At 67.4% G+C, this 26155-nt stretch carries 28 protein-coding genes and 1 tRNA gene; 23 read left to right on the top strand and 6 right to left on the bottom strand.

Features of this window, described 5'->3' with window-relative positions; genetic code table 11:
• Nucleotides 1-16: 16 nt before the first annotated feature.
• Nucleotides 17-2260, bottom strand: a complete 2244-nt coding sequence (ggpS, locus tag ACIGII_RS16495; protein WP_399640095.1) for a glucosylglycerol-phosphate synthase — start codon at nucleotides 2258-2260, stop codon at nucleotides 17-19.
• A gap of 62 nt (nucleotides 2261-2322) precedes the next feature.
• On the bottom strand, nucleotides 2323-3630 hold the full coding sequence (locus tag ACIGII_RS16500; RefSeq protein WP_399640003.1) for an MFS transporter: 1308 nt from the start codon (nucleotides 3628-3630) through the stop codon (nucleotides 2323-2325).
• A gap of 128 nt (nucleotides 3631-3758) precedes the next feature.
• Between ACIGII_RS16500 and ACIGII_RS16505 the strand changes: the two genes are divergently transcribed.
• Complete coding sequence (locus ACIGII_RS16505; RefSeq protein ID WP_399640005.1) at nucleotides 3759-4379, top strand: hypothetical protein; 621 nt, start codon at nucleotides 3759-3761, stop codon at nucleotides 4377-4379.
• Nucleotides 4380-4407: 28 nt separating this feature from the next.
• Here the strand turns inward: ACIGII_RS16505 and ACIGII_RS16510 are convergent, their stop codons facing one another.
• A complete protein-coding gene (locus tag ACIGII_RS16510) occupies nucleotides 4408-5139 on the bottom strand; it encodes a DUF3011 domain-containing protein (protein WP_399640008.1) in 732 nt (243 codons plus the stop codon).
• Between the two features lie 158 nt (nucleotides 5140-5297).
• On the opposite strand from ACIGII_RS16510, the gene aspS reads away from it, so the two are divergent.
• From aspS to ACIGII_RS16605, 19 genes are all read left to right on the top strand, one after another.
• The gene (gene aspS, locus ACIGII_RS16515; RefSeq protein WP_399640011.1) at nucleotides 5298-7064 is read left to right on the top strand and encodes an aspartate--tRNA ligase; all 1767 of its coding nucleotides are present in this window, start codon (nucleotides 5298-5300) and stop codon (nucleotides 7062-7064) included.
• A gap of 85 nt (nucleotides 7065-7149) precedes the next feature.
• A complete protein-coding gene (locus ACIGII_RS16520; RefSeq protein WP_399640014.1) occupies nucleotides 7150-7476 on the top strand; it encodes a DNA primase in 327 nt (108 codons plus the stop codon).
• Between the two features lie 14 nt (nucleotides 7477-7490).
• Nucleotides 7491-8012, top strand: coding sequence for a GNAT family N-acetyltransferase (locus ACIGII_RS16525; protein ID WP_399640017.1), 522 nt, complete (start codon nucleotides 7491-7493; stop codon nucleotides 8010-8012).
• A 119-nt stretch (nucleotides 8013-8131) separates the two neighbouring features.
• Complete coding sequence (locus ACIGII_RS16530; protein WP_399640020.1) at nucleotides 8132-8764, top strand: esterase/lipase family protein; 633 nt, start codon at nucleotides 8132-8134, stop codon at nucleotides 8762-8764.
• A 77-nt stretch (nucleotides 8765-8841) separates the two neighbouring features.
• Complete coding sequence (locus ACIGII_RS16535) at nucleotides 8842-9573, top strand: YebC/PmpR family DNA-binding transcriptional regulator (protein WP_399640022.1); 732 nt, start codon at nucleotides 8842-8844, stop codon at nucleotides 9571-9573.
• A gap of 14 nt (nucleotides 9574-9587) precedes the next feature.
• Nucleotides 9588-10109 (top strand): crossover junction endodeoxyribonuclease RuvC, encoded by a 522-nt coding sequence (ruvC, locus tag ACIGII_RS16540; RefSeq protein ID WP_399640025.1) that lies wholly within the window; start codon nucleotides 9588-9590, stop codon nucleotides 10107-10109.
• A 10-nt stretch (nucleotides 10110-10119) separates the two neighbouring features.
• Entirely contained in the window at nucleotides 10120-10710 is a 591-nt protein-coding gene (gene ruvA, locus ACIGII_RS16545; protein WP_399640027.1) for a Holliday junction branch migration protein RuvA, read from the top strand.
• A gap of 47 nt (nucleotides 10711-10757) precedes the next feature.
• Nucleotides 10758-12680 (top strand): potassium transporter Kup, encoded by a 1923-nt coding sequence (locus ACIGII_RS16550; protein ID WP_399640030.1) that lies wholly within the window; start codon nucleotides 10758-10760, stop codon nucleotides 12678-12680.
• Between the two features lie 99 nt (nucleotides 12681-12779).
• A complete protein-coding gene (gene ruvB / locus ACIGII_RS16555) occupies nucleotides 12780-13820 on the top strand; it encodes a Holliday junction branch migration DNA helicase RuvB (protein ID WP_399640033.1) in 1041 nt (346 codons plus the stop codon).
• Entirely contained in the window at nucleotides 13810-14241 is a 432-nt protein-coding gene (ybgC, locus tag ACIGII_RS16560) for a tol-pal system-associated acyl-CoA thioesterase (RefSeq protein WP_399640035.1), read from the top strand. Before ruvB ends, ybgC begins: the two co-directional genes overlap by 11 nt.
• 10 nt (nucleotides 14242-14251) lie before the next feature.
• The gene (gene tolQ / locus ACIGII_RS16565; RefSeq protein ID WP_399640038.1) at nucleotides 14252-15028 is read left to right on the top strand and encodes a protein TolQ; all 777 of its coding nucleotides are present in this window, start codon (nucleotides 14252-14254) and stop codon (nucleotides 15026-15028) included.
• A 23-nt stretch (nucleotides 15029-15051) separates the two neighbouring features.
• Complete coding sequence (gene tolR / locus ACIGII_RS16570; RefSeq protein WP_399640040.1) at nucleotides 15052-15480, top strand: protein TolR; 429 nt, start codon at nucleotides 15052-15054, stop codon at nucleotides 15478-15480.
• Nucleotides 15470-16531, top strand: a complete 1062-nt coding sequence (tolA, locus tag ACIGII_RS16575; RefSeq protein WP_399640042.1) for a cell envelope integrity protein TolA — start codon at nucleotides 15470-15472, stop codon at nucleotides 16529-16531. Before tolR ends, tolA begins: the two co-directional genes overlap by 11 nt.
• A gap of 151 nt (nucleotides 16532-16682) precedes the next feature.
• On the top strand, nucleotides 16683-18005 hold the full coding sequence (gene tolB, locus ACIGII_RS16580; protein ID WP_399640045.1) for a Tol-Pal system beta propeller repeat protein TolB: 1323 nt from the start codon (nucleotides 16683-16685) through the stop codon (nucleotides 18003-18005).
• Between the two features lie 64 nt (nucleotides 18006-18069).
• Nucleotides 18070-18585, top strand: coding sequence for a peptidoglycan-associated lipoprotein Pal (gene pal / locus ACIGII_RS16585; RefSeq protein ID WP_399640046.1), 516 nt, complete (start codon nucleotides 18070-18072; stop codon nucleotides 18583-18585).
• Between the two features lie 9 nt (nucleotides 18586-18594).
• The gene (gene ybgF, locus ACIGII_RS16590; RefSeq protein ID WP_399640097.1) at nucleotides 18595-19407 is read left to right on the top strand and encodes a tol-pal system protein YbgF; all 813 of its coding nucleotides are present in this window, start codon (nucleotides 18595-18597) and stop codon (nucleotides 19405-19407) included.
• A gap of 114 nt (nucleotides 19408-19521) precedes the next feature.
• Entirely contained in the window at nucleotides 19522-20223 is a 702-nt protein-coding gene (queE, locus tag ACIGII_RS16595) for a 7-carboxy-7-deazaguanine synthase QueE (protein ID WP_399640049.1), read from the top strand.
• A gap of 75 nt (nucleotides 20224-20298) precedes the next feature.
• The gene (gene queC / locus ACIGII_RS16600) at nucleotides 20299-20964 is read left to right on the top strand and encodes a 7-cyano-7-deazaguanine synthase QueC (RefSeq protein ID WP_102945263.1); all 666 of its coding nucleotides are present in this window, start codon (nucleotides 20299-20301) and stop codon (nucleotides 20962-20964) included.
• 73 nt (nucleotides 20965-21037) lie between these two features.
• Nucleotides 21038-21113: transfer RNA gene (locus tag ACIGII_RS16605), tRNA-Lys, on the top strand.
• Between the two features lie 61 nt (nucleotides 21114-21174).
• Here the strand turns inward: ACIGII_RS16605 and ACIGII_RS16610 are convergent.
• Nucleotides 21175-21999, bottom strand: coding sequence for a 2OG-Fe(II) oxygenase (locus tag ACIGII_RS16610; RefSeq protein ID WP_399640051.1), 825 nt, complete (start codon nucleotides 21997-21999; stop codon nucleotides 21175-21177).
• A 458-nt stretch (nucleotides 22000-22457) separates the two neighbouring features.
• Here ACIGII_RS16610 and ACIGII_RS16615 point away from each other — a divergent pair, with 458 nt between their 5' ends.
• Nucleotides 22458-23360, top strand: coding sequence for an NAD-dependent epimerase/dehydratase family protein (locus tag ACIGII_RS16615; protein ID WP_399640053.1), 903 nt, complete (start codon nucleotides 22458-22460; stop codon nucleotides 23358-23360).
• Nucleotides 23361-23434: 74 nt separating this feature from the next.
• Nucleotides 23435-24103 carry an MliC family protein gene (locus ACIGII_RS16620; RefSeq protein ID WP_399640055.1) on the top strand — a complete coding sequence of 223 codons (669 nt, stop codon included), beginning with the start codon at nucleotides 23435-23437 and terminating at the stop codon, nucleotides 24101-24103.
• Between the two features lie 37 nt (nucleotides 24104-24140).
• On the opposite strand, the gene ACIGII_RS16625 is transcribed toward ACIGII_RS16620, so the two are convergent.
• Entirely contained in the window at nucleotides 24141-24803 is a 663-nt protein-coding gene (locus ACIGII_RS16625; protein ID WP_399640058.1) for a DUF3011 domain-containing protein, read from the bottom strand.
• Between the two features lie 469 nt (nucleotides 24804-25272).
• Nucleotides 25273-25674: a response regulator gene (locus ACIGII_RS16630; RefSeq protein WP_399640059.1), complete on the bottom strand. Its 402-nt coding sequence runs from the start codon at nucleotides 25672-25674 to the stop codon at nucleotides 25273-25275.
• 158 nt (nucleotides 25675-25832) lie between these two features.
• On the opposite strand from ACIGII_RS16630, the gene ACIGII_RS16635 reads away from it, so the two are divergent.
• On the top strand, nucleotides 25833-26147 hold the full coding sequence (locus tag ACIGII_RS16635) for a zf-TFIIB domain-containing protein (protein WP_399640061.1): 315 nt from the start codon (nucleotides 25833-25835) through the stop codon (nucleotides 26145-26147).
• The last annotated feature ends 8 nt before the right edge of the window (nucleotides 26148-26155 follow it).

Below are 26155 nucleotides of genomic sequence, written 5' to 3' on the forward strand. Positions count from 1 at the left end.
GATCCCCGCGGGCGGGTCAGCCCGCCTCAGCCCCCCGCACCGCCTCCAGGAACTCGCGCCCCCAGCGGTCCACGTCGTAATACTCCACGCTGCCGAACAACTGGCGCATGCGCCCGCCCGCTTCCTCCTCGGGCATCGACAGCGCCTGCAGCAAGCCGGCGGTCAGATCGGCCGGATCATGCGGATTGGTCAGCACCGCGCCCTTCAACTCGGCGGCCGCACCGGCGAACTCGCTCAGCACCAGCACGCCATTGCTGCCTTCGATGCCATGGGTGGCCACGAACTCCTTGGCCACCAGATTCAGCCCATCGCGCAGCGGCGTGATCCACATCACCTGCGCCGCCGCGTAGTGCGCCACCACTTCCTCGAACGGCAGCGCCTGCGCGAAGAAGCGCACCGGGGTCCAGTCCAGCCGCGAGAACCGGCCGTTGATGCGGCCCACCGCCTGCTCGATCTGGTTCTGCAGCGTGCGGTACACGGTCATCTCGCGCGCGGCCGGCACGCACACCATCAGCAGCGTGACCTTGCCCTGGCGGTCCGGGTGCCGCTCCAGCAGGCGTTCGAATGCCTCCAGCTTGGCCAGCGTGCCCTTGGTGTAGTCCAGCCGTTCGACCGACAGCACCAGCTTGCGCGCCCCGATTTCGCGGCGCAGCTTGAAGATGTCATTGCGCACATCCGCGCGCGCCAGTACCGCGTGGATGCGGCGCAGGTCGGTACCGACCGGGTGCGCCCCCAATGCCACGTCGCGGTCGCCCACGCGCAGACGGGTGGTCATGGTGTCCAGCCCCACCGCGCAGCCGTAGGTGAGGAAGCGCGGTGCGCAGCTTTCCCAGGCCAGGCGCTCGGCCGGCATCGCCCCACGCACCACGTCCACGAAGTTTTCCACCTGGCGCGGAATGTGGAAGCCGATGTAGTCGCAGCTGAGCAGGCTGCCGATGATCTCGCGGCGCCACGGCACCACGTTGAACACATCCGCCGACGGGAAGTAGGTGTGGTGGAAGAAAGCGATCTTCAGGTCCGGGCGCAGCTCGCGCAGCGTACCGGGCACCATCCACAGGTTGTAGTCGTGGATCCACACCGTGGCGCCATGCGCGGCCTCGGCGGCAACGGCGGCGGCGAATTTGCGGTTGACCTTCAGGAACACCTGCCAGTCGTCTTCGCGGAACCGCGCGCGTTCCCAGAACACGTGCAGCATCGGCCAGAACGCTTCCTTGGAGAAACGCTTGTAGAAGATGTCCACTTCCTGCCGGCTCAATGGCACGCGCGCGGCGGTGAGGGTGGGGTAGCGCCCGGCGTCGACGGCCAGGTGGGTCTGGAACGGGCCGCGCTTGGGCTCGTCGATGCCCCACGCCACCCACGACCCCTTCTGGCCGCCTTCGAAGAAGCTCAGCAACGATGGAATGATGCCGTTGGGCGAACGCGGCGGGCGCTGCACCAGCACGCCGTCTTCCATTACCTCGTCGAAGGGCAGCCGGTGGTAGACCATGACCAGGTCGGCACCGTCGGCGCGCGCCTGTGCCGGCGCCTGCAGCCACGCGTCATCCTCGCCGAGCAGGCCGAAGTGTTCGATCGCTTCGAGGATGCCGCCGCAGCCGGGTGCCTGCGCATGGAAGGTGTGCTCCAGGGCGGCGGTGGCGTCGGTCAATGCCGGTTCGGAATCGCCCACGCACACGCCGCGGAAGCCGGCGGTGTACATCGACAGGTCGTTGAGGGTATCGCCGGCGACCAGGATGCGGTCGCGCGGCAGTGCCAGCAGCCGCGCCAGCGCGGCCAGGGTGCGGCCCTTGTCGGTGTCCGGCGGCAGGATGTCCAGGTAGCGGTCGGCCGAGTACAGCACGTCGCAGCCCAGCGCCTGCGCAGCGGCCTGGATCTGGCCGCGCAGCGGCGCCAGCGTTTCCGGGTCGCAGAAATAGGAGCAGCGGCGTTCCTGTGGCACGTCCTGGCGCTGCAGCGCGGTGAACGGGCGCATCGCAGCGGCCACCACGTGTTCGCCGGGCCACTGCGCGTCGATCATCGATTGCAGGGGTTGCAGCGGCTGCAGGGTGTGGCCATCGACCACCGTGGCGCCGACGTCGCAGACCACGTAATCCGGGCGCGGGATGGCCGGATCGGACAGCAGTGGCATCACCGCTTCGAGTCCACGGCCGGTGATGAAGATCAGGCGGATGTCGGGGTGCTGGTCGACCAGCCGGTACAGCCGGTGGCGCGCGGCGGGATCGCCGGCGAGAAAGGTGCCATCCAGGTCGGTGGCGAGAATCAGTTGCTGGGCCGGAGAAGCCGCCGGCGTGCGGGATGAGGTGGACGGGGTGGGTGTCGAAACAGTCAATGCACTTCCTTATCGGAGTCGATGGGTAAGGGGTGGGGTGGGGGCTCAGGTAGCACCCGACCGTTGGTTGGGTGGCCATCAGCCGGCGCAACAGCATCGGTTTCCGGCATCAGCTCCAGCGCCGCCGGCGTGGTACGCAGCATCAGCCGGAACAGCACCGGGTGGGTGCGCAGGCGCGAGAAGCTGAGCAGTCGTGCGGTGGTGAACAGCGCCAGCACGCCCAGCACGGCGGCGAAATACAACGGCAGTGCGGCCGGACCGAACTGCTGCATGGCCGCGCCCGCCAGCGCCGGACCGATCGCTGCGCCGACCCCGTGCACCAGCAGCAGGCTGGAGCAGCCGGAGAGCAGGTCCTGGCGGGGCAGGTAATCGAGCATGTGCGCCACCGCGAACGGATACAGCGAGAACGCCAGGCCGCCATAGACGAAGAACAGCCCGAACAGCAGCCAGGTCTGCATCTGCACCATCGGCATGGCAGCGATCACCGCCAGGCCGCCGGCGGCCAGGCACAGCGCGACCAGCCCGACGCGGCGGTCGTGGCCGTCGCTGATGTGGCCGAGCGGCCACTGCAGCAACGCGCCGCCGGCGATGGCGGTCAGCATGAAGCGGGCCACGCCGTCGCTGTCCAGGCCGATCGCGCCGGCATACACCGGCAGCAGGCCCCAGAACGCGCCCATCGCAAGCCCCGACAGGCCGGCGGCCATCGTGGCCACCGGCGCCATGGCATACAGCCGGGTCAGCTTCAGGCGCGGGACCGACGGCACCTCCGGCGGGGTCAGCCGCGTCGCGGTGATCGGCAGCACCGCTGCGCACACCAGCATGGCGATCAGCATGAACATCGACATGGCCGGTGCATGGCTCACCATCAGCAGGATCTGCCCCAACGCCAGTGCCGACAGGTTCACCACCATGTACAGCGAGAACGCACGGCTGCGCTGGCGCGGGTCGGGTTCGGCGTTGAGCCAGCTTTCGATGACCGTGTACAGCCCGACCAGCGCCACGCCGGTCACGATGCGCAGCAGGCCCCATGCCCATGCGTTCAGCCACAGCGGATGCAGCAGCACGGCGATGGCGGCGAGGGCGGAAAAGAAGGCGAACGCGCGGATATGGCCAATGCGGCGGATCAGCGACGGGGCGAAGAAGGTGCCCATGAAGAAGCCGGCAAAATAACCGGACATCACCAGGCCCAACGTACCGGCACCGAAGCCGGCTTCACCGCCGCTTACCGCCAGCAAGGTGCCCAGAAGCCCGCTGCCGGTCAACAGCAGCGCTACGCCTGTGAGCAGGGCGGTCAGCCGCAACACGCGTGCGACCTTCGTGGGGAAGGCGAACCGGTCACGTTTATTACCCTAACACAGTCGCAATCAACCCTTTGTCGACGCACATCGTCGGCGAATTTGCGCTGTGCGCGCATGCGGGCTAGGGTGGCTGCATGAGTCTGCATCGATTTCTTCCGCTCGCTGCCGCTGTACTGCTGTCTGCCTGCACGAGCCAGCGCGACCAGGTGGCCCATGACGTTGCGATGGCCCCGGCCGACGCCTTCCTCGCTGCGGTGGCAGCGCACTGCGGCAAGGCGTTCGAGGGCCGCGTGGTGGTGAACGAACCGCGCAGCGCCACGCCCGATCCCTTCGACGGCAAGCGCCTGGTGATGCATGTGCGGGGGTGCGATGACAGCGCGCACGAGTTGCGCATTCCTTTCCATGTCGGTGACGATCATTCGCGCACCTGGGTGCTCAGCCGCACCGACACCGGCCTGCGCCTGAAGCACGACCACCGCCATGCCGATGGCAGTCCCGACGCGGTCACGATGTACGGCGGCGACAGTGCGCCCCCGGGTACCGCGCAGCGGCAATCGTTCCCGGTCGACGCCGAGTCGGTGGCCATGTTCCGCAAGGCGGGCATGGAGGCGTCGGTCACCAACACGTGGGCCATGGAGGTGGATCCGGACGAGCAGTTCGTCTACGAACTCACCCGCCCCGGTGGCCGGACCTTCCGGGTGGTGTTCGATCTGGCCCACCCGGTGCCATTGCCGCCCGCACCGTGGGGTGGGTAGCGCCACGCCCTGCGTGGCGCTACGGCCTTCAGCGCGTACCGAACCTCGCCCGGCAGCCGTTGCTGACCCACAGCGAGTTCCCACGGTAGCCCCAGGTGCGGCCTTCCACGCAGGCACTGCCGGACAGCTGCTGGACCAGCGCCGGCCGCCCCTGGCGTGAATCCCAGGCGCAGGTCTGCTGGCGGTTGTCGTTGCTGCTGCAGGTCACGCTGTAGGTGTTGCCCGGGCCCCCCGGATTCCAGCCGCCCCCGCGACCTTCGACGAAGTCGGCGCGGCAGCCGCCGCTGACCCAGACCTGCCCGTTGCGCGAGCCCCAGTTGCGGCCCTCCACGCAGCGGGTATCGGAAATCTGCCGGGACAGGCGCGCGCTGCGCCAGCCGGTGGTGCAGACCCGTTGACGGCTGTCGCGGCTTTCGCAGCGGACCACCCCATTTCCGCCGCCGCCGGGGTTCCAGCCGCCGCCGCCCGGGTTCCAGCCCCCACCGGACCCGCTGAGCGAGGTGGCGATGTCCTGCTTGATCCGCGAGAACCCCCACGACGAGCGGTTTACCTGGTCAAGGTAGAAGCGCATCTGGTCGTCGGGGATGCGGCGGCCCCCGGACTGCTCGGCGTATTCCATGGAGATGACCCGCTGCTGGTCCGAAACGGACAGGGTGCGGAGGTTTTCGGGGGCATAGGCCCGGGCATTGACCTGGGCGTGCAGGGTCGGCGCGCTGCAGGCCAGGACGGCCGTGAGGCAGGCAATAGCGAGGCGGTTCATGGCAAATCCCCTTGCGCATGGTGGTCCGGGCACTATCTGCCCGGCCGGATCAAGCCCATGTGACCATCCCGGATTTGCCCCAACGGGTCAGCGGCCGCAGAATAACGGGCTGACCGGTGCCGCCTGGCGCCGGCAATCTCCTGCGGAGCTTTACCCCCATGCGTACCCACTTCTGCGGCCTGGTCGACGAGACCCTGATTGGCCAGACTGTCACCCTCGCCGGCTGGACCGACGTTGCCCGCAACCTGGGCGGCGTGTGCTTCATCGATCTTCGCGATCATGAGGGCATCGTGCAGGTGACGGTGGAGCCGACGGCGGGCGACGAGAATTCCGCGGAAGTGTTCAAGGTGGCCGCCAGCCTGGGCTACGAGGACGTGTTGCAGGTGGAAGGCGTGGTGCGTCGGCGCCATGCGGTGAACGACAAGATCCGCACCGGCCAGGTCGAGATCGTCGCCACCCGCATCACCGTGCTCAACAAGGCCGAGCCGCTGCCGTTCCACGCCCACGAGAACCCGGGCGAGGAAACCCGCCTGAAGTACCGCTACCTGGACCTGCGCCGCCCGGACATGCAGCGCATGCAGCGCACTCGCATCAAGCTGGTGCAGGCGCTGCGCCGCCACCTCGATGGCGACGGCTTCCAGGACATCGAAACCCCGATCCTGACCAAGGCCACCCCGGAAGGCGCACGCGACTTCCTGGTGCCGGCGCGCATGCACCCGGGCGAGTTCTACGCGCTGCCGCAGTCGCCGCAGCTGTTCAAGCAGATCCTGATGGTGGCCGGCTTCGACCGCTACTACCAGATCGCGCGCTGCTTCCGCGACGAGGCCCTGCGCGCCGACCGCCAGCTGGAATTCACCCAGCTGGACATGGAATTCGCCTTCGTGCGCGAGCGCGACGTGCAGGACTACGTGGAAGGCATGATCCGCGCCATCTTCAAGGAAGTGGTCGACGTGGAGCTGGCCGCCAGCTTCCCGCGCATGACCTGGGCCGAAGCCATGCGTCGTTATGGTTCGGACAAGCCCGACCTGCGCATCGCGCTGGAGCTGGTGGACGTGGCCGACCTGGTGAAGGCCAGTGAATTCCCGGTGTTCACCGCCGCCGCCAACGATGCCGACGGCCGCGTGGCCGCGCTGCGCATCCCGGGCGGTGCCAGCCTGTCGCGCAAGCAGATCGATGAGTACGCCGCGCACGCCGCCAAGTACGGCGCCAAGGGCCTGGCCTACATCAAGATCGCCGAGAACGGCGAGGTCAGCTCGCCGATCGCCAAGTTCTTCAGCGAAGACGCGTTCGCCGCGCTGGTGGCCCACGTGGGCGCCGGCAACGGCGACATCGTCTTCTTCGGCGCCGGCGGCTACAACAAGGTGTCCGACTTCATGGGCGCGCTGCGCCTGAAGGCCGGCAAGGACTTCAACCTGGTCGCCGACGGCTGGGCGCCGCTGTGGGTCACCGACTTCCCGATGTTCGAGTACGACGACGAAGCCCAGCGCTACGTCGCCCTGCATCACCCCTTCACCGCCCCGGCGGTGGATGACATCGCCGACCTGCGCGCCAATGCGAAGACCGCCGTGTCGCGCGGCTACGACATGGTGCTCAACGGCAACGAGATCGGCGGCGGTTCGATCCGTATCCACCGTTCGGACATGCAGAGCGCGGTGTTCGAGCTGCTGGGCATCGGCGCCGAAGAGGCCGAAGCCAAGTTCGGTTTCCTGCTGGATGCACTGCGCTTCGGCGCGCCGCCGCACGGTGGCATCGCCTTCGGCATCGACCGCATTGCGGCGCTGATGGCCGGCACCGAATCGATCCGCGACGTGATCCCGTTCCCGAAGACCACCGGCGCGCAGTGCCTGATGACCGGCGCCCCGTCGCCGATCCCGGACGAGCAGCTGGCCGAAGTGCACATCCAGGTCCGCCCGCGGAAAAACTGATTCGCGATCGTCCGATCGCACCCTCCCGGTAGCGCCGGCCGTTGGCCGGACCCCTCACCGTCACATCGCTCAGGAGATCCAGGTAATGACCGAGTTCGCGTTCGTATTGGAATGGGAAAAGCTGGGCAATGAAGGCACCGACGCCAACCTGGTGACCGAACGCGCGCGCGTGTTCGGCGGCTGGCTGGTGCGCGTGGGCACCAACCCCGCCGCGATGGCGCTGACCTTCGTCGCCGATGGTGAAGGCCGCTGGGACGGTGAGGACTTCGGCGTCGAGGATTACGAGGACGACGAAGAAGACGACGAAGAGTACGAAGAGGGCGAGGAAGAGGACGAAGAGGAAGAGGAGTACGAGGACGAGGAAGACGAGGACGGCGAAGAGGAAGACGCCGCCAGGGGAACGCAGGCCTGAGGCCTGCCCTGTCCATGTACACCATCCGCCGCGCTGGCCCCGAAGACGCACCGACCCTGTCGGTGCTGGCGACCCGCACCTTCGTGGAAACCTTTGGCCACCTGTACCCGGCCCAGGACCTGCAGGACTTCCTGGACGAGGCCTACGCCGAAGACCGCCAGCGCGTGATCCTGTCCCACCCCGATTATGCGGTGTGGCTGCTGGAACTGGACGGGGTGGCTGTCGGCCATGCCGCAGCGGGCCCCTGCGGCCTGCCGCACCCGGAGGTGCAGCCCGGCGACGGTGAGCTCAAGCGCCTGTACCTCATCAAGGACCAGCAGAGCTGTGGCTGGGGCAGCCGCCTGCTCGAAACCGCGCTGGCCTGGCTGGAACGCGACGGCCCGCGCACGCTGTGGCTGGGGGTGTGGTCGGAGAACTTCGGCGCGCAGCGCTTCTACGCCCGCTACGGCTTCGAAAAAGTGGGCACCTACGAATTCCCCGTGGGGCGGGTGCGCGATCTGGAACACATCCTGCGGCGCGCGCCGCCGGCAAGCTGAACGGCCTGCGCGGTCGGTTTTCGGGCGGGGCCCGGCTTCACCCGCCGTTCCCCGGTCCATTTGTCTAATAGAACCGTGTTTCCCCGTCGAAACGGTTCCGCACCGGCTACGCTTCGCCCATGACTCCCCCCGTTTTACTGCTGCATGGCATCTGGAATGCCCGCGCCTGGGTCGGCCCGTTGGCCTGGCGCCTGCGCGCGCGTGGCTTCAGCGTGGACACCTTCGGCTACTCCAGCGTGTTCGGCGGCCCGGACGTGGCCGTCCCGCAGCTGATGAAACGCCTGCAGGACAGCGGCCCGGTGGCCCTGGTCGGGCACAGCCTGGGCGGCCTGGTAGCGCTGGAGGCCCTGCGCCGCCAGCCGGACCTCCCGGTCTCGCGGGTGGTCTGCCTGGGCTCGCCCCTGCGCGGCAGCGGCACCGCCCGGTCGCTGGCCGAGCACGGCTGGTCGCTGGCGCTGGGCCGCAGCAGCGAACTGCTCCTGGATGGCCTGCCGGCGTGGGAGGGCAGCGCCCAGGTGGGGCTGATCGCCGGCTCGGTGCCACATGGATTGGGCAGCCTGCTGGGTGCCTGCGGGGATGCCTCCGACGGCACCGTGGCGCTGGACGAAACCCGCCTGCCGGGCCTGGCCGACCATTGCGTGGTGGCGGCGAGCCACAGCGGGCTGGTGTTTTCCCCGGACGCCGCGCGGCAGACCGCCGCCTTCCTGCGCGACGGCTGCTTCCGCCGCGATCGCACCGCGCGGGCGGCTTGATGCCGCCGCTAACACGGGGCAGGCGGCCGATCAGGTAGAATCCGCGCCCTGTTCCTCATGCAAGCACGGAAACACCCATGGGTAGAGGCCCTTCCATCGAAAACCGCAAAAACGCGTCCGACGCGAAGCGCGGCAAGATTTTCACCAAGATCATCCGTGAGATCGGCGTAGCCGCGCGCGGCGGTGGAGGCGACCCCAACAACAACCCGCGCCTGCGCGTGGCCATGGACAAGGGCCTGGCCTCGAACATGTCCAAGGACGTGATCGAACGGGCCATCAAGAAGGCCACCGGCGAACTGGAAGGGGTGGAGTACGAAGAGGTGCGCTACGAGGGCTATGCCCCCGGTGGCGTCGCCGTGATCGTGGACTGCCTGACCGACAACCGCGTACGCACCGTGGCCGATGTCCGCCATGCGTTCAGCAAGTGCGGCGGCAACATGGGCACCGAAGGCTCGGTGTCCTTCATGTTCAAGCGCATGGGCGTGCTGCACTTCGCCGGTGGCGCCAACGAGGACGCGGTGACCGAAGCGGCCATCGAGGCCGGCGCCGATGACATCGTGGTGTACCCCGAAGACGGCGCCATCGACGTGCTGACCGCGGCCGACATGTACCACGCGGTCAAGGATGCGCTGGAAGCCGGTGGCCTGAAGCCGGACCATGCCGAGCTTACCTTCCGGGCCGACAACGACATCAAGGTGGAGGGCGACACCGCCCTGCAGGTCAAGAAGCTGCTGGACATGCTTGAAGACCTGGACGACGTACAGGACGTGTTCTCCAACGCCGACCTCGGCGCGGACGCCTACGCCTGACGGCGTAGCCCGGCATGATCCGCATCCTCGGCATCGACCCGGGTTCCCAGCGCACCGGGGTGGGCATCATCGACGTGGACCCCACCGGCAAGGTGCTGCACGTGCACCACCTGCCGCTGGTGCTGCTGGGCGCGGATGACTTCCCGCAGCGCATGAAGCTGCTGGTGCTGGGGCTCACCGCGCTGGTGGAGGAGTACCGCCCGCACGAAGTGGCCATCGAAAAGGTGTTCATGGCGCGCAATCCCGATTCAGCGCTGAAGCTGGGCCAGGCGCGCGGCGCGGCGATCTCGGCGGTGGTGATGCGCGACCTGCCGGTGCACGAATACGCGGCCAGCGAGATCAAGCTGGCGGTGGTCGGGCGCGGCGGGGCGGAAAAGCAACAGGTCCAACACATGGTCGGGCTTATGCTCAACCTGAGAACCAAGCTGCAGGCCGACGCCGCCGACGCGTTGGCCGTGGCCATCACCCACGCCCACGTAAGGGCAACCGCGCAGCGCCTGGGGGTCAACACCCGCCAGGCCTGGGGACGGAAATGAGGACATCTGCATGATTGGTCGTCTGCGTGGGATCGTGGCGTACAAGGCGCCGCCGTGGCTGCTGATCGACGTCAACGGCGTCGGCTACGAGCTGGAGGCGCCGATGAGCACCTTCTACGACCTGCCCGAGCTGGGCCGCGAGGTCACCCTGTTCACCCATTACGCGCAGAAGGAAGACAGCGTGTCGCTGTACGGCTTCCTGCGCGAGGGCGAACGCCGTCTCTTCCGCGACGTGCAGAAGGTCAGCGGGATCGGCGCCAAGATCGCGCTGGCGGTGCTGTCCGGGGTGAGCGTGGACGAGTTCGCACGGATGGTGCAGGCCGGCGACATCACCGCGCTGACCCGCATTCCGGGCATCGGCAAGAAGACCGCCGAGCGCATGGTGCTGGAGCTGCGCGACCGCGCGGCCACCTTTGGCGGCGGCGGTGCGCCGATGGCCGGCGCGGCGCCGGCCACCGACCCGGTGTCCGAAGCCACCGTGGCGTTGCAGCAGCTGGGGTACAAGCCGGCCGAAGCGGCGCGCATGGCGCGCGACGCCAACAGCGACGGCGACGACGTCGCCACCGTGATCCGCAAGGCCCTGCAGGCCGCGCTGCGCTGAGCGCGCCGGCCTGATCTTCCACCGACCGACATCCCTTCCGGAGTCCCATGTCCAGCTCTTCCACCCAGCACGAGAACGGACACGCCGGGCACGGCCATGCGGCGCCCGGCGCCAGCGGCCTGGCCTTGATGGTCGGTGCGATCGGCGTGGTGTTCGGCGATATCGGCACCAGCCCGCTGTATACCCTGAAGGAAGCCTTCTCCGAACACTACGGACTGGTCGGCAACCATGACACCGTCCTGGGCGTGCTGTCGCTGGCGTTCTGGGCGCTGATGCTGGTGGTGACGCTGAAGTACGTCACCATCATCATGCGCGCCGACAACGACGGCGAGGGCGGCATCATGGCGTTGATGGCGCTGACCCAGCGCACCATGCGCAACGGGTCGCGCTCGGCCTACGTGGTGGGCATCCTGGGCATCTTCGGCGCCTCGCTGTTCTTCGGCGACGGCGTGATCACCCCGGCCATCTCCGTGCTGGGCGCGGTGGAGGGCCTGGAAGTGGCCGCGCCCGGGCTGCACGCGTTCATCGTGCCGATCACCGTGGTGGTGCTGCTGCTGGTGTTTGCCGCGCAGCGCTTCGGCACCGAGAAGATCGGCAAGGCGTTCGGACCGATCACCTCGGTGTGGTTCGTGTCGCTGGCCGCGATCGGCATCTGGAACATCGTCGACGCCCCGGAAGTGCTGAAGGCATTCAACCCGATCTGGGCGGTACGCTTCTTCATGGAGCACGGCTGGCACGGTATCTTCATCCTGGGCGCGGTGGTGCTGGCGGTCACCGGTGGCGAGGCGCTGTACGCGGACATGGGCCATTTCGGGGCCAAGCCGATCCGCCACGCCTGGTACTTCTTCGTGCTGCCGTGCCTGGTGCTGAACTACCTGGGGCAGGGTGCGCTGGTGCTCAACGACCCTGGCGCGGTGAAGAATCCGTTCTTCGAGGCGGTGCCGGACTGGGCGCTGTATCCGATGATCATCCTCGCCACCATGGCGGCGGTGATCGCCTCGCAGTCGGTCATCACCGGCGCGTTCTCGGTGTCCCGCCAGGCCATGCAGCTGGGTTACATCCCGCGCATGCGCATTACCCATACCTCGCACGACACCATCGGCCAGATCTACATTCCCGGCATCAACTGGGGCATCGCGGTGATGGTGATCGGGCTGGTGCTGGCCTTCCGCAGCTCCTCCAACCTGGCGGTGGCCTACGGCATCTCGGTGTCGGCGACCATGCTGATCGATACCCTGCTGCTGGCACTGGTGGCGCGCGCGCTGTGGCCCACCTCGCGCTACTGGATCATCCCGCTGTGCGTGGTGTTCTTCATCATCGACCTGGGCTTCGTGATCGCCAACGGCGCCAAGCTGCTGCAGGGCGCGTGGTTCCCGGTGGTGCTGGGCATCGTGCTGTTCACCATGATGCGCACCTGGCGACGCGGCCGCGAGCTGCTGCGCGACGAGATCCGCAAGGACGGCATCCGCCTGGATACCTTCCTGCCGGGCCTGATGCTGGCCCCGCCGGTACGCGTGCCGGGTACTGCGGTGTTCCTCACTGCCGACCCCTCGGTGGCGCCGCACGCGCTGATGCACAACCTCAAGCACAACAAGGTGCTGCACGAGCGCAACGTGTTCCTGCACGTGGAGACCCTGCCCATTCCCTACGCAATGGAAGGGCAGCGGCTGAAGATCGAGTCGGTGGGCGATGAGTTCTACCGGGTATTCGTGCGCTTCGGCTTCATGGAGACCCCGGACGTGCCGCTGGCGCTGATGCGCTCGTGCGACCACGGCGGGATCTACTTCGACCCGATGGACACCACCTTCTTCGCCAGCCGCGAAACCATCGTGGCCACCGCCAACCGCGGCATGCCGATCTGGCGCGACAAGCTGTTCGCGCTGATGCACCGGAACGCCGCCCCGGCGACCGGGTTCTTCCGGATCCCGGGCAACCGGCTCGTAGAGCTGGGCGCCCAGGTCGAGATCTGACCGGACGGCCGACCAACGGTCGGCCGCTACCCGCCATTTTCTCGATCCCGGGTAGGTGACGACCGTTGGTCGTCACGCTTTTTGCCGCATAATCGCGGGATGACCGACGACCGCATCATTGGTGCCGGTGCCACCCGCGAGGATGACACCACCGACGCCAGCATCCGCCCCAAGCGCATGGCCGATTACCTTGGCCAAGCGCCCGTGCGCGAGCAGCTGTCGATCTACATCGAAGCGGCCAAGGCGCGCGGCGATGCGCTGGACCACGTGTTGATCTTCGGGCCGCCCGGCCTGGGCAAGACCACCCTGAGCCACGTCATCGCCAACGAGCTGGGCGTGGCGCTGCGGGTGACCTCCGGGCCGGTGATCGAAAAAGCCGGCGACCTGGCCGCGCTGCTCACCAACCTGCAGCCGCACGACGTGCTGTTCGTGGACGAAATCCACCGCCTCTCGCCGGTGGTGGAGGAAGTGCTGTACCCGGCGATGGAGGACTTCCAGATCGACATCATGATCGGCGAGGGCCCTGCCGCCCGCTCGATCAAGATCGACCTGCCGCCGTTCACCCTGATCGGCGCCACCACCCGGGCCGGCCTGCTGACGGCACCGCTGCGCGACCGCTTCGGCATCGTGCATCGGCTGGAGTTCTACACCCCGGAAGAGTTGACCAGGATCGTCCGGCGCTCGGCTGCCATCCTCGGCATCGACTGCACGGCCGAAGGCGCGGCGGAGATCGCGCGGCGCTCGCGCGGCACCCCGCGTATCGCCAACCGGCTGCTGCGCCGGGTGCGCGACTACGCCCAGGTCAAGGCCGCCGGGCATATCGACCAGGACGTGGCCCAGGCCGCCATGCAGATGCTGAAGGTCGACCCGGAAGGGTTCGACGATCTTGACCGGCGCATGCTGCGCACCCTGATCGACTATTTCGACGGCGGCCCGGTGGGCGTGGAATCGATGGCCGCGGCGCTGTCCGAAGAGCGCGGCACGCTGGAAGACGTGGTCGAACCCTATCTGATCCAGCAGGGCTTCCTGGTGCGTACCGCCCGCGGCCGCATGGCCACGCACAAGGCGTACCGCCACCTGGGGCTGAAACCCAAGAACCCGCCCGCCGACCTGTTCGCGGAGGTGCCGGATGTCGGTTGACGCGCGGTTCAGTTGGCCGACACGCATATATTGGGAAGATACCGACGCGGGCGGGGTGGTCTACCACGCCCGCTACGTGGCCTTCATGGAACGGGCCCGCACCGAATGGATGCGGGCGTTGGGTTACGGCCAGGAACGCACCCGCACCGAGCATGGCCTGATGTTCGCGGTCCGGTCGATGACTCTGGACTTCCTCAAGCCGGCGCGGCTGGACGACGCGCTGGACGTGACCGCCACGCTGGTGCAGTGCAAGCGCGCCAGCATGGTGTTCGACCAGGCGGTGCGTCGCGGCGATGAAACGCTGCTGACCGCGCAGGTCAAGATCGCGGCATTGGACGCTGCCACATTCAAGCCGCGCGGCATGGACGATGTCCTCCATGCCGCGTTGAAACCCTACGTAATTCAAACAGCCGCATATTGAGGAACAACGGATGATCGCAATGCTCCTGGCCCTGCAGGCCACGGTGGTCGAAGCGCTGCCGCAGGAAGTCACCAGCGCCGCGTCGCAGACCGTCGCCCAAGCCGCGCATGGCGGCATCAATTACCTGGACCTGATGATCAAGGCCAGCCTGCCGGTGAAGATCATCGTGCTGCTGCTGCTGGCCGGCTCGTTCATCAGCTGGGTGATCATCTTCCGCAAGGCGCGCGTGTTCAACGCCGCCAACCGCGAGGCCGATGAGTTCGAAAGCCGCTTCTGGTCCGGTGCCGACCTGGGCAAGCTGTACAGCGCCGCCACCGACCGCAACCGCAAGGTGGGCGGCCTGGAAGCGATCTTCGAAGCCGGTTTCCGCGAATTCACCCGCCTGCGCGACAAGCGCCGCCTGGATGGGCGCGCCCAGCTCGAAGGCGCCCAGCGCGCCATGCGCACCACCTTCACCCGTGAGGTGGACCAGATGGAGCGCAGCCTGGAGCTGCTGGCCAACATCGGTTCCACCGCTCCCTACGTGGGCCTGGTCGGCACCGTGTTCGGCATCATGGTGACCATGCACGACATGATCAACAGCGGGGAGCAGGCCGGCATCGCCTCGGTGGCGCCGGGCATCTCCGAAGCACTGTTCGCCACCGCCATCGGCCTGTTCGTGGCGATCCCGGCGGTGTGGGCCTACAACCGCTTCACCACCCGCGTCGAGCGTCTGTCGGTCCGCTATGAAACCTTCGCCGAAGAGTTCAGCTCGATCCTGCAGCGCCAGTCCGCAGGCGACGAGTAAGCGCCCAGCACAAGGACTCTGCCATGACCGCTGCCATCGGCCGCCGCAAGCGCCGCAAGCTCAAATCCGAAATCAACGTCGTGCCGTACATCGACGTCATGCTGGTGCTGTTGATCATCTTCATGGTCACCGCGCCGCTGCTCACCCTGAGCTTTGAAGTGGACCTGCCCAGTTCGCAGGCCAAGGCGCTGGAAAGCAAGCAGGACCCGGTGATCGTCTCGGTACGCCTGGACGGCCAGCTCAGCCTGAAACTGCCCGAAGCCAAGGAGCCGGCGCCGATGGATCCGGCCCAGCTGCAGGCCCAGCTCGGTGCGCTCGTCGCGCAGGACAAGAACCTGCGCGTGATCGTGGCCGCCGACAAGGCCGTGGCCTACGAGAAGGTGGTCGCGGCCATGGACGTGATCAAGCGCGCCAACGTGGAAAAGGTGGGTCTGGCGACCGATGCACGCTGAAGCCCTGCCACCGCAGCGCCAGCCGGACGGCGAGTGGGGCCTGCCGATCGCCCTGGCGATCCTGGTCCACGTGCTGCTCGCGCTGGTGTTCATCGCCGCCTGGCTGTGGTCGCCCCAGCGCAGCACCGAGGCCGCCGCCGGCGACCCGGCCATCGAGGCCAGCCTGCAGCTAAGCGCGTCCGAGGCCGCCGCCGCGCGCCAGGCGCTGCGCGCCTCGGAAAAGCTGCCCAACCTGCCCGAGCCGGTTGCCGAGCCGGTTCCGGTCGAGGAAGACACCGTGCCGCCACCGCAGCCGCTGCCCGAGCCGCGCCCGCAGGACGCGCCAACCCCGCAGCAGCAGAACGCCCAGGAACGCATCGCCCAGCCCGACACGGTCGACCAGGAAGCGGTCAACGCCCTGTCGATCTCGGCCGAGAAGGCCAAGCAGGAACAGGAAGCCAAGCGCCGCCAGGAGCAGATCGACCTGACCGAGCGCAAGCGCGTGGAAGAAGCGGAGCAGAAGCTGCGCCTGGCCAAGCAGCAGGAAGCGGCCGAGCAGAAGAAGAAGCTGGCCGAGCAGGAGCAGAAGGCCAACGACGTAAAGGCCGAAGCCGAGCGCCAGAAGAAGATCGCCGAAATCCGCAGCCGCCGTGAGGCAGCCGAAAAGGAAGCGAAGCTTGCCGAGCAGAAGCTGCGTCAGGTGACGGCGGCGCGGGCGGCGGCGGGCCAGACCAGCGCCGGGTCCAGCGGTGCCGCGCAGCCGGCTGCCGGCGGTGGCGGCACCAGCGACGACCTGTCAGCGAAGTACGCTGCGGCCATCCAGCAGAAGGTGCTCGCCCAGTGGCAGCGGCCGGATTCGGTGCCGCTGGGGCAGAAATGCCAGATCGTGATCACCCAGATCCCGGGCGGGCAGGTGCTGCAGGCCAAGGTCAGCCCGAGCTGCCCCTACGACGAGGCCGGCAAGCGCTCGATCGAGGCGGCCGTGCTGAATGCCCAGCCGCTGCCGTATCGCGGCTTCGAGAGCGTGTTCGCGCGCACGATCAACTTCAATTTCACCGCCCAGGATCGCTGAATCCGGGCGGGCAGGGGGCCGCCGCGCCAATGCCGCGTGATCCCCGGGTGGGTGACCACTCGGATTTCACACCCGGTTGGTTCATCATTGCGAAACTGTTCACCGCAGTGCTGCTATCCCTCGATCTGGTTTTCCCCCCATTAGAGCGCCCATGAAGAAGATGCCTCGCTGGTTTGCCGTGTTCGCGGCTTTGCTGTTCCTGCCATTTGCCGCCGCCGCGCAGCAAAGGGGCCTGGATATCGACATCATCGGCGGCAACGCCTCCGCACTGCCGATCACCGTGGTGCCCATGCCCTACCAGGGTTCGGCCGCTGCCCCGCAGACCGACGTGGCGCAGGTGGTGCGCGCCGACCTGGAACGTTCTGGCCAGTTCCGCACCCTTCCCGAAGCCCAGATCGTCGAAAAGCCGACCCGGGGCGGCGAGATCCAGTTCGCCACCTGGCGCGCGCTGAAGCAGAACTACATCGTGGTGGGCCGGGTCATGGACGCCGGCGCCGGTGCTTACCGGGTCGAGTACGAGCTGTATGACGTGCCCAAGGGTGAGCGCCTGCTGGGCCTGGCGATGACCGCCCGTGGCAATGCCATGCGCGACGTCGCCCACCAGATGGCCGATGCCATCTACGAGAAGATCACCGGGGTGCGCGGCGCGTTCTGGACCCGCATTGCCTATGTCACCGCCAGCGGCAAGGGCGATGCCATGCGCTATGCGCTGATGGTCGCCGACTCGGACGGCTACAACCCGCAGACCATCGTGCGCTCGGCCGAACCGTTGCTGTCGCCCTCGTGGAGCCCGGACGGCAACCGCCTGGCCTATGTGAGCTTCGAGCGCGGCAATTCGGCGATCTACATCCAGAACATCGCCACCGGCGCGCGTGAGCTGGTCACCAGCTTCCGTGGCATCAACAGCGCCCCGTCGTTCTCGCCGGACGGCCGCCGCCTGGCCCTGTCGCTGTCGCGCAGCGGCAACCCGGAAATCTACGTGATGGACCTGGGCAGCAAGCAGCTCACCCAGCTGACCAACCACTTCGCCATCGACACCGAGCCGACCTGGAGTGCCGACGGTTCCAGCGTCTACTTCACCTCCGACCGTGGCGGCCGCCCGCAGATCTACCAGGTCCCGTCCAGCGGTGGCAGCGCTACCCGCGTGACCTTCCAGGGCAACTACAACGCCACCCCGAGCATCTCCTACGACGGCAAGAAGCTGATCGTGGCGCAGGGCAGCGGCAACACCTACAAGATCGCGATGATGGACAGCAGCCTGGGCTCGCCGCGCTGGAGCACGCTGTCGCCGGGCTCGCTGGATGAGTCGCCGACCTTCGCCCCCAACGCCAGCATGGTGCTGTACGCAGCCCGCGAGGGTGGCCGTGGTGTGCTGTATGCGGTATCGGCCGATGCGCGCGTGCGCCAGCGCCTGGTGCTGGCCGACGGTGATGTTCGCGAACCTTCGTGGTCGCCATACCGTACAAAGCGCTAACAGAGTGTTAAGATCCCCACCGTATTCATCCCACATCCGGCTTTAGGAGCCTCAAAGGTATTTCATGAACAAGACCTCCCGCGTTTTGCTTGTCTCCCTGTTGTCCGTGGCCGTCCTGGCCGGCTGCTCCAAGAAGGTCAAGGAAGTTCCGGAAGCTCCGGTTGACACCGGCAGCACCACCCAGCCGACCGGCCCGTCGACCTCCGGCCTGTACGGCCCGGGCGACCTGGACACCGATGCCTGCCTGCGTCAGCGCGTTGTGTACTTCGACCTGGACAAGGAAGACATCAAGTCCGAATTCCAGGCGATCATGGCGTGCCACGCCAAGTACCTGCGTGACCGTCCGTCGGCCCGCATCACCCTGCAGGGTCACACCGACGAGCGCGGTTCGCGTGCATACAACCAGGCCCTGGGCGAGCGTCGTGGCATTGCCGTGAGCTCGGCCCTGCAGGCCAACGGTGGTTCGGCGTCGCAGCTGACCGTCGTGTCCTACGGCGAAGAGCGTCCGGTCTGCACCGAGTCGGGCGAAGCCTGCTGGTCGCAGAACCGTCGCGCCGAAATCGTCTACACCGCGCAGTAATCCATGCGCATCGGCATCAAAACCCTGATGCTGGTCGTTGCGGCAGCCCTCGTGGCTGCCGCACCGGCGCAGGCCCAGCGGCAGAGCCTGGCCGACCGCGTTGGCGCACTCGAGCAGCAGGCCTACAACAACAGCTCCAACCAGGATCTGTTGAACCAGGTCAACCAGCTGCGCCAGCAGATGCAGCAGCTGCAGAGCACGCTCGAGCAGCTCCAGCACGAAAACGCCCAGCTGAAGCAGACCGCGCAGGACCAGTACCTGGACCTGGACGGACGCCTCAACCGTATCGAGGGGGGGAGCGCCCCGATCCTTCCGGCCGCTCCGGCCGCGAATGCGCCCGCTGCCGCACCCAAGCCCATCGCACCGGCAGCGGCCGCCACCGAGCGGCCGCCTTCCGTGCACGGCGATCCGGGCAGCCTCGCCGCCAGTGGCGACGAGCGCACCGCCTACAACGTCGCCTTCGATTCGCTCAAGGCGGGCAAGTATGAAGACTCGGCGCAGCTCTTCCTGAGCTTCCTCGAGCTGTACCCGAACGGCGTCTACACCCCCAATGCCCTGTACTGGCTGGGTGAGAGCTACTACGCCACACGCAATTTCCCGCTCGCCGAGGCGCAGTTCCGCGACCTCCTGGCGCGCTACCCGACCCACGACAAGGCCTCCGGTGGCCTGCTCAAGGTCGGCCTTTCGCAGTATGGCGAAGGAAAAATCGACGAAGCCCAGGCCACCCTGGAGCAGGTCGTCAGCACCTATCCCGGCTCGGACGCCGCGCGCACCGCGCAGGACCGCCTGCAGGCCATCCGCCTCGGCCAGCAGATCCGCTGAGGCCGCCGCCGGCCAAGGCCGGTATAATCGGTGGATCGAACCGCAAGATTTACGTACAGCCAGGCCCTGCCTGGCTGCTCTCGTTTCCGCCGCCGCACCGCCTGACCCACCACCATGACCACCGCCGCCACCGCCGCCGCCGTCGCTACCCCCAGCGAGATCGTGCAATCGCCCCTGCCACGGTTGAAGATCACCGAGATCTTCACCTCCCTGCAGGGCGAAGCCGATACCGCCGGCTGGCCGACCGTGTTCGTGCGCCTGACGGGCTGCCCGCTGCGCTGCACCTACTGCGACACCGCCTACGCCTTCCACGGCGGCACCTGGTGGGATATCGATGCCATCGTGGCCCAGGTACTGGCCCAGGGCGTGCACCATGTCTGCGTGACCGGCGGTGAGCCGCTGGCGCAGAAGCGCTGCCTGGTGCTGCTGGAGAAGCTGTGCGAGGCCGGCCTGGACGTGTCGCTGGAGACCTCTGGCGCGCTGGATGTGAGCGGCGTGGACCCACGCGTATCGCGCGTGGTCGACCTGAAGACGCCGGGCTCCGGCGAAATGCCGCGCAACCGGCTGGAGAACCTGCCGCTGCTGACCCGCCGCGACCAGATCAAGTTCGTGCTGTGCAGCCGCGAGGATTACGAGTGGGCCCGCGCCATGGTCCGCGAGCATCGACTCAACGCGCGCTCCATGGTGCTGTTCTCGCCCAGCAAGGGGCAGGTGAGCCCGCGTGAGCTGGCCGACTGGATCGTCGAAGACCGGCTGCCGGTCCGCTTCCAGATGCAGCTCCACAAGATCCTATGGGACGACGAGCCCGGGCGATGAGCCTGTTCGACCTCCCTTGATGTACCGGCGCGGGACAGCGTGCTGGCTTTCCCGCAACCCACCGGAAACACCCCAATGAAGAATGCAGTTGTCCTCCTGTCCGGCGGCATGGATTCCGCCGCCGTCGTCGCCATGGCCCGCGAGCAGGGCTTTGCCGTGCACGCGCTGAGCGTCCGCTATGGCCAGCGCCACACCTCCGAACTGGACGCCGCCGCGGCCGTGGCCAAGGCGCTGGGCGTGGCCGCGCACAAGACCGTCAACGTCGACCTGCGCAGCATCGGCGGTTCGGCCCTCACCGACGACATCGACGTGCCCGAGGCGGGTGGCGAGGGCATCCCGGTCACCTACGTGCCCGCGCGCAACACCATCATGCTGTCGGTCGCGTTGGGCTGGGCCGAAGTGCTGGGCGCCAACGACATCTTCTGCGGCGTCAACGCGGTCGACTATTCCGGCTACCCCGACTGCCGCCCCGAGTTCATCAGCGCCTTCCAGACCCTCGCCAACCTGGCGACCAAGGCCGGCGTGGAAGGGGCAGGCATCCAGGTGCACGCGCCGCTGCAGTTCCTGAGCAAGGCCGACATCGTGCGTGAAGGCGTGCGCCTGGGCGTGGACTTCGGCCTGACCGTGTCCTGCTACAACGCCGACGACACCGGCGCCGCCTGCGGCCACTGCGACGCCTGTCGCCTGCGTGCCCAAGGCTTCGCCGACGCCGGTGTGCCCGACCCGACCCGCTACGCCTGATCGCGACGGGGTACGCCTGCGCCGCAAGATGGGTTAGAATGCGCACCCCCGGCGCGAAGTCGGAGCATGCAATGGGCCGTTAGCTCAGTCGGTAGAGCAGAAGACTTTTAATCTTTTGGTCGATGGTTCGAATCCATCACGGCCCACCAATTGCATCAACGACTTAGGCGCCCGATGGGCGCCTTTTTTGTGTGTCCGTGCTTGAGTCCGTCACCTGCGGAAGCGAACGAAGGCGCGCCTGGCCAGGTACAGCACGTTACCCACCAGGCCACCGTCCTGCGCTTTGCGCAGCGCGGTATTTTCCGCGTACAACGACGTGATGTGCATATCGCGCTGCAGCAGCAGATCGCGGATCTCGGCGACGTCGGCGCAGTCCAGCCGGTGCCCATCCATTATCCGGTCCGGCAGCTGGCGCTTCACGTACAGCGTGGTGTGGCGGTCGGCCACTTCCGATCGCGGCCGATGCCGGCTGTAGAAGTACAGCGCAAGGGAGCGCCGCGTCAGCCGGGACTTGTCAGGTGGCAGCTGGATCATGTTGAACCCATGCCAGGAGCGTTCCGAGGTTTCAAACAGAACGCCCCGATTGAATGTGGGGGTAATGGACAGGTCCGGTCGGGCTGACGCATGCGGATCCCTGAACAGTTCAAAGCACCCGCCCCAGTGTGACTCCCAGGTCGGGTTGAGATAGATCAACAGGTTCAGTCGGCGGTGCCAGCGCTCGCTGGGGTGGTAGTTGAAGTCGACATGCGGATCCAGGCTCACGCCGTTGTGGCTTTCGTGCGTGCCACCGCCCAGGTACCACGGGTCATACAGCAGATCGCTGATGCCGGTGACAGTCGACAGCCATTGCAGGAATTCGCGGGACTTGATCGCAGCATCCAGCTGCTCGAACGCGGGCCCCAATCCCCTGACGCTTTCGGTCGTGGATTTGCCGCCGGGCAGTCCGTTGTCGCCGATGCAGTTGCCCTGTTCGAAATCAGGAAACTCCGCCTGCAGGCGCGCGATGAACACCGGCGACAGGATCTGGTCAAGCACCAGGTTGGGGAATGGCCTGCCGGCTCTGAAGCGTGCGGACAGCGCACCTGCATCACGAAGAAGATCTGGATTCAGAACGGAATCAAGGCCGGGAGTCTGCATAGGTCATCGGTACGGCAGTGCGCACCTTTCTCCACGTGTGGTGTTGCCCGTATCGTACGGATGGACCGATGTGATCATCTCCATGCGGCGGCGTGTGACTTCTCCCTTGGTCGCAACGAGCGGGGAAATCGTCCGTTGTGGCAGGCTTCGTGGTGCAACCTGCGATGTACATGCAATCCGTGTTGAATGTCGTACTCGGCTGTTCCCACCACGGTGGACGGCATGCGCCTGCGTTGAAGAATGCAGTGCCCTGCGAAGCGCGTAGTGCGCAACAACCGGTGTCATCCAGGGCGGTCATCCGCAGGCATGTCCGGCTCGCTACAATCGGCGCATCCCGGTAGCTCCCGGGCGCTGACATGTGCATTCCAGTGAAGATTCTCCTGACAGGAAGTTCAGGCCGGGTCGGTCGCGCCATCTTTGGCGCCCTGGCCGCCCGCCACGAGGTGGTGGGTCTCGACCGTAGTCCGTTCGCCACCACGCGCCATGTAGCGGACGTTACTGACAGCCGATTGCTGGGACGACTGCTGCAAGGGGTCGATGCCGTCATTCATTGCGCCGCGTTGCATGCGCCCCATGTGGGACTGTTCAGCGACAGCGAGTTCCAGCGCATCAATGTGGAGGGTACCCGCACGCTGGCGATGCTGGCACGTGAGGCGGGGGTGGGGCGGCTGGTCTTTACCAGTACCACCGCGTTGTACGGGCACGCCATCGTGCCCGGGCGGTGTACCTGGGTGGACGAGACCACGCCGCCGCTGCCGAAGACCGTGTACCACCGCTCCAAGCTCGCCGCCGAACAGTGGCTGGAGGAGGCCGCGGGACCGGACCTGCAGGTGCGTGTGATCCGGATGTCGCGCTGCTTCCCGGAAACGCCTGATCGCATGCTGCTGTACCGCCTGCACCGGGGCATCGACGTGCGCGATGTCGCCGATGCGCACGTGGCGGCGCTGGGCAATGGCGGCCCTGCGTTCCAGCGCTACCTGGTCAGTGGCTGGACGCCGTTCCAGCGCGAAGACTGCGACGCGCTGGTCAGCCGGCCGCGGGACGTGCTGGCGCTGCGCTGCCCGCAGTGGCTGGCCGAGTACGACCGGCGCGGCTGGTCGCTGCCGGTGGTGGATCGGATCCATGATCCGCGCGCGGCCAGCGTGGGGCTGCAGTGGCGCAGTTGGCGTGGGCCGGAATCGATCCTGGCGCAGCTGGAGGCGGGCAGCATCGAAGTGTTGCCGGCGTCGGCGCGCACGGACGGCTGCGCTGTTGAATAAGCCGCGCCTACACGCGGAATGGGCGCCACATGGCGCAGACTGGCCGCGTTGGCTTTGACCGCAGTGGAGGTGCCATGAACCGTTTTGTGCTGATCGGCCTGGGCGTACTTGCGCTGGCCGCCTGTAAGCCCGCCCCGACCGATCCGGCGACGCGTGCCGCTCCCGCCACGCCGGCCAATGAATCGCCGGCGCCGGTGGCGTCACCTGCGGCGCCTGCCGCCGGCGCGAAGGAGGGCCCCTCGTTCGATTGCGCCAAGGCCGCCTCGGATGCCGAGAAGATGGTCTGCGGCGATACCCGGCTGTCCGCGCTGGACCGTGAGCTTGCGGGCCTGTACCGCGCGGCGCAGACCGGGCCCGGTGAGCTGGACGTCGCCGCCGAGCAACGCGGTTGGATCAAGGGTCGTGATGCCTGCTGGCAGGCGGTGGACGCCAATCGTTGCCTGCTGGAGTCCTACCAGACCCGCATCGTCGAGCTGCGCCTCGCTTCGCCGTCGGCACCGGCCGCGAAGGCGGTGCAGTACGCCTGCGACGATGCCGGCAAACCGCTCTCGGTCGTGTTCTACAACCAGATGGATCCGCAGGTGGCGGTCATCCGCCTGGGGCGCGACCAGGCCATCGCCTTTGCCGCGCCGTCCGCCAGCGGCAGCCGGTACACGCGCGAAGGGGTCGAGTTCTGGGAACACCAGGGCGAAGCCACGCTGGCGTTCTATGGCACACGCCTGAGCTGCAAGGTCGGCGGATGAGCAATGGCGCCGGCCTGCGGGCCGGCGCCTGCTGCCGTCAGCGTACGCGGCGGTAGCGCACTTCGTTCTGGCGGTCGCCCACTTCGGTGGTGACGAAGCCATCGCGACTCTGGTTGATGTCGAACACGCTGTTGCCCACGTTGAGCTGGCCGCCGTTGACCCAGCCTGACAGGTTCTGTCCGCGCGCCTGCGCCGACATGCGGCCATCGGCGTCGATGCGCATGCGGATGTCGGCGTTGTACATGGGGTTGTAGCCTTCGAACTCGCCGATCATCCAGCCGGGCACGTACGAAGTGTGCCGCGCGCCCTGGTAGTTGTCGTCCTGATAACGGTCGTCGTTCTTGTTGGCGTTGTGTACCAGCGCGCCGAGGATCGCAGCGCCCACCAGTACGCCAGCCGCCACCTTGGCGTCGTGGTTGTCGTCATCGTGGTCATGGTGCCGGTCGTCGCCGCGCACGCGGAACGAGGCGCGGCAGCCGTCATCGACCCACACATTGCGGCGGTCGTAGTCCCAGCTGCGGCCCTGGCGGCAATCGGCGCCGGACAGCTGGCGGTCCAGGGTGACGTAGCCGGCGTAGGGCAGTGCACAGGACTGGTAACGGTTATCGCGGCTCTCGCACGTGACGACGTCATCGGCACGGGCGTCGGCCAGCGAGGCCAGCAGCAGCAACGGGGTGCCCAGCAGTATTCGGGTCTGCATGTTTCGGCTTCCAGTCAGGGAATGGGGCCACGGCGCGACCCCGTCCGGCGAAAGATGCGCAGACTTGGATGAAATCCGCATGAAAGGGTAGGCTTTCCCTGCGCCGGGCGGGCGCACATGCGGAATGGGCTTCATGCGTATACGGCAGGGACTACTGGGGCTGTTGCTGCTGGCGAGCGTATGCGCAGGCCGGGCGGAAGCCGGGAATACACCGTGCTCGGGAAAGAAGGGAGGCATCTCCCACTGTGCCGGTGGATCGTTCGTCTGCAACGACGGCTCGATCAGTGCGTCGAAGAAGGTATGCACGGCGGGCGGTGGCGCACGGCTGGCGCCCGCAAGAGCGGTACCGGTGAGCTCCGGAAGTTGCCCTTGCAGCAGCGGCAACCTGTGCACCGGGCCGCGCGGCGGTCGCTATTGCCTTACACCCGCAGGCAACAAGAGTTACAAGCCGCGCGACTGACGGTGGGTGTCAGGCCGCGCGGTCGACGTCGTTGTCGCCGAAGCAGGCGCGGATGGCATCCAGCAGCTCGCTCATCGAATAGGGCTTGGGCAGGAAGTGGATGCCCGGGGCCAGCTGCGGGGTGACCCGGTCCGGCTGCAGGCCGGAGGTGACCAGCACGGGCAGGCTGGGGAACTGCTGGCGGATGCGCTGGGCGGCGTCGATCCCGCTCAGGCCGCCCAGGCAGACGTCGGTGAAGACCAGGTCGAAGCGCTCGCCGGCCTGCAGCAGCCCCAGCGCGGCTTCGGCCGAGCTGACGGCGGCCACTTCACAGGCCTGGCTTTCCAGGGTGATGCGGCTCAGTTCACGGGTGTCTTCGGTATCTTCGATCAACAGTACGCGCGGTTCGACGTGGCGCTTGGACAACAGCATGACGCGGGTTTCCCTGGAAATTGGAGCGGGGCGGCGCGGAGTATGGGGCAGCGCCGGGTGAGGAGATCGTGCAAGCAGCGCCCTGAACGCCGGGTTTGTTGCCAAACGGTCAGGTAGGTCACGGTAGAGTCGGGGTTTGTCCACTGGGAGACAGTTCCATGCAATGCCCCGTATGCACGACCCAGGCCCTGGTGATGTCCGAGCGCCAGGGGATCGAGATCGATTACTGCCCGCAATGCCGGGGCGTGTGGCTGGACCGTGGCGAGCTGGACAAGATCATCGAGCGCTCGGCCGGTGCCGCTGCGCCCGCCCCGGTACCTGCCGCTGCACCGCCGCCGCCGCCGCAGCAGCAGGTGTACCAGCAGGTCCAGCATCGCGACACCCGCCATCTGGGCCAGCAGCACTATGGGGACCAGCAGGGTTACCGGAAGAAGAAGAAGGAAAGCTTCCTGTCCGACCTGTTCGATTTCTGATCTGAGCG

The organism is Stenotrophomonas sp. NPDC077420 (assembly GCF_044543385.1).
Classification (GTDB): Bacteria; Pseudomonadota; Gammaproteobacteria; order Xanthomonadales; family Xanthomonadaceae; genus Stenotrophomonas.

Coding starts and splice junctions, on each gene's coding strand:
- aspS (WP_399640011.1), top strand. CDS start 5,298: ATGCGTACCCACTTCTGCGGCCTGGTCGACGAGACCCTGATTGGCCAG.
- tolB (WP_399640045.1), top strand. CDS start 16,683: ATGAAGAAGATGCCTCGCTGGTTTGCCGTGTTCGCGGCTTTGCTGTTC.
- ACIGII_RS16615 (WP_399640053.1), top strand. CDS start 22,458: ATGTGCATTCCAGTGAAGATTCTCCTGACAGGAAGTTCAGGCCGGGTC.
- tolA (WP_399640042.1), top strand. CDS start 15,470: ATGCACGCTGAAGCCCTGCCACCGCAGCGCCAGCCGGACGGCGAGTGG.
- ACIGII_RS16550 (WP_399640030.1), top strand. CDS start 10,758: ATGTCCAGCTCTTCCACCCAGCACGAGAACGGACACGCCGGGCACGGC.
- ACIGII_RS16520 (WP_399640014.1), top strand. CDS start 7,150: ATGACCGAGTTCGCGTTCGTATTGGAATGGGAAAAGCTGGGCAATGAA.
- ybgC (WP_399640035.1), top strand. CDS start 13,810: ATGTCGGTTGACGCGCGGTTCAGTTGGCCGACACGCATATATTGGGAA.
- ACIGII_RS16510 (WP_399640008.1), bottom strand. CDS start 5,139: ATGAACCGCCTCGCTATTGCCTGCCTCACGGCCGTCCTGGCCTGCAGC.
- ACIGII_RS16535 (WP_399640022.1), top strand. CDS start 8,842: ATGGGTAGAGGCCCTTCCATCGAAAACCGCAAAAACGCGTCCGACGCG.
- queE (WP_399640049.1), top strand. CDS start 19,522: ATGACCACCGCCGCCACCGCCGCCGCCGTCGCTACCCCCAGCGAGATC.
- ruvA (WP_399640027.1), top strand. CDS start 10,120: ATGATTGGTCGTCTGCGTGGGATCGTGGCGTACAAGGCGCCGCCGTGG.
- ruvB (WP_399640033.1), top strand. CDS start 12,780: ATGACCGACGACCGCATCATTGGTGCCGGTGCCACCCGCGAGGATGAC.
- ACIGII_RS16630 (WP_399640059.1), bottom strand. CDS start 25,674: ATGCTGTTGTCCAAGCGCCACGTCGAACCGCGCGTACTGTTGATCGAA.
- ACIGII_RS16525 (WP_399640017.1), top strand. CDS start 7,491: ATGTACACCATCCGCCGCGCTGGCCCCGAAGACGCACCGACCCTGTCG.
- pal (WP_399640046.1), top strand. CDS start 18,070: ATGAACAAGACCTCCCGCGTTTTGCTTGTCTCCCTGTTGTCCGTGGCC.
- tolQ (WP_399640038.1), top strand. CDS start 14,252: ATGATCGCAATGCTCCTGGCCCTGCAGGCCACGGTGGTCGAAGCGCTG.
- ACIGII_RS16625 (WP_399640058.1), bottom strand. CDS start 24,803: ATGCAGACCCGAATACTGCTGGGCACCCCGTTGCTGCTGCTGGCCTCG.
- ACIGII_RS16530 (WP_399640020.1), top strand. CDS start 8,132: ATGACTCCCCCCGTTTTACTGCTGCATGGCATCTGGAATGCCCGCGCC.
- queC (WP_102945263.1), top strand. CDS start 20,299: ATGAAGAATGCAGTTGTCCTCCTGTCCGGCGGCATGGATTCCGCCGCC.
- ACIGII_RS16620 (WP_399640055.1), top strand. CDS start 23,435: ATGAACCGTTTTGTGCTGATCGGCCTGGGCGTACTTGCGCTGGCCGCC.
- ACIGII_RS16505 (WP_399640005.1), top strand. CDS start 3,759: ATGAGTCTGCATCGATTTCTTCCGCTCGCTGCCGCTGTACTGCTGTCT.
- tolR (WP_399640040.1), top strand. CDS start 15,052: ATGACCGCTGCCATCGGCCGCCGCAAGCGCCGCAAGCTCAAATCCGAA.
- ruvC (WP_399640025.1), top strand. CDS start 9,588: ATGATCCGCATCCTCGGCATCGACCCGGGTTCCCAGCGCACCGGGGTG.
- ACIGII_RS16635 (WP_399640061.1), top strand. CDS start 25,833: ATGCAATGCCCCGTATGCACGACCCAGGCCCTGGTGATGTCCGAGCGC.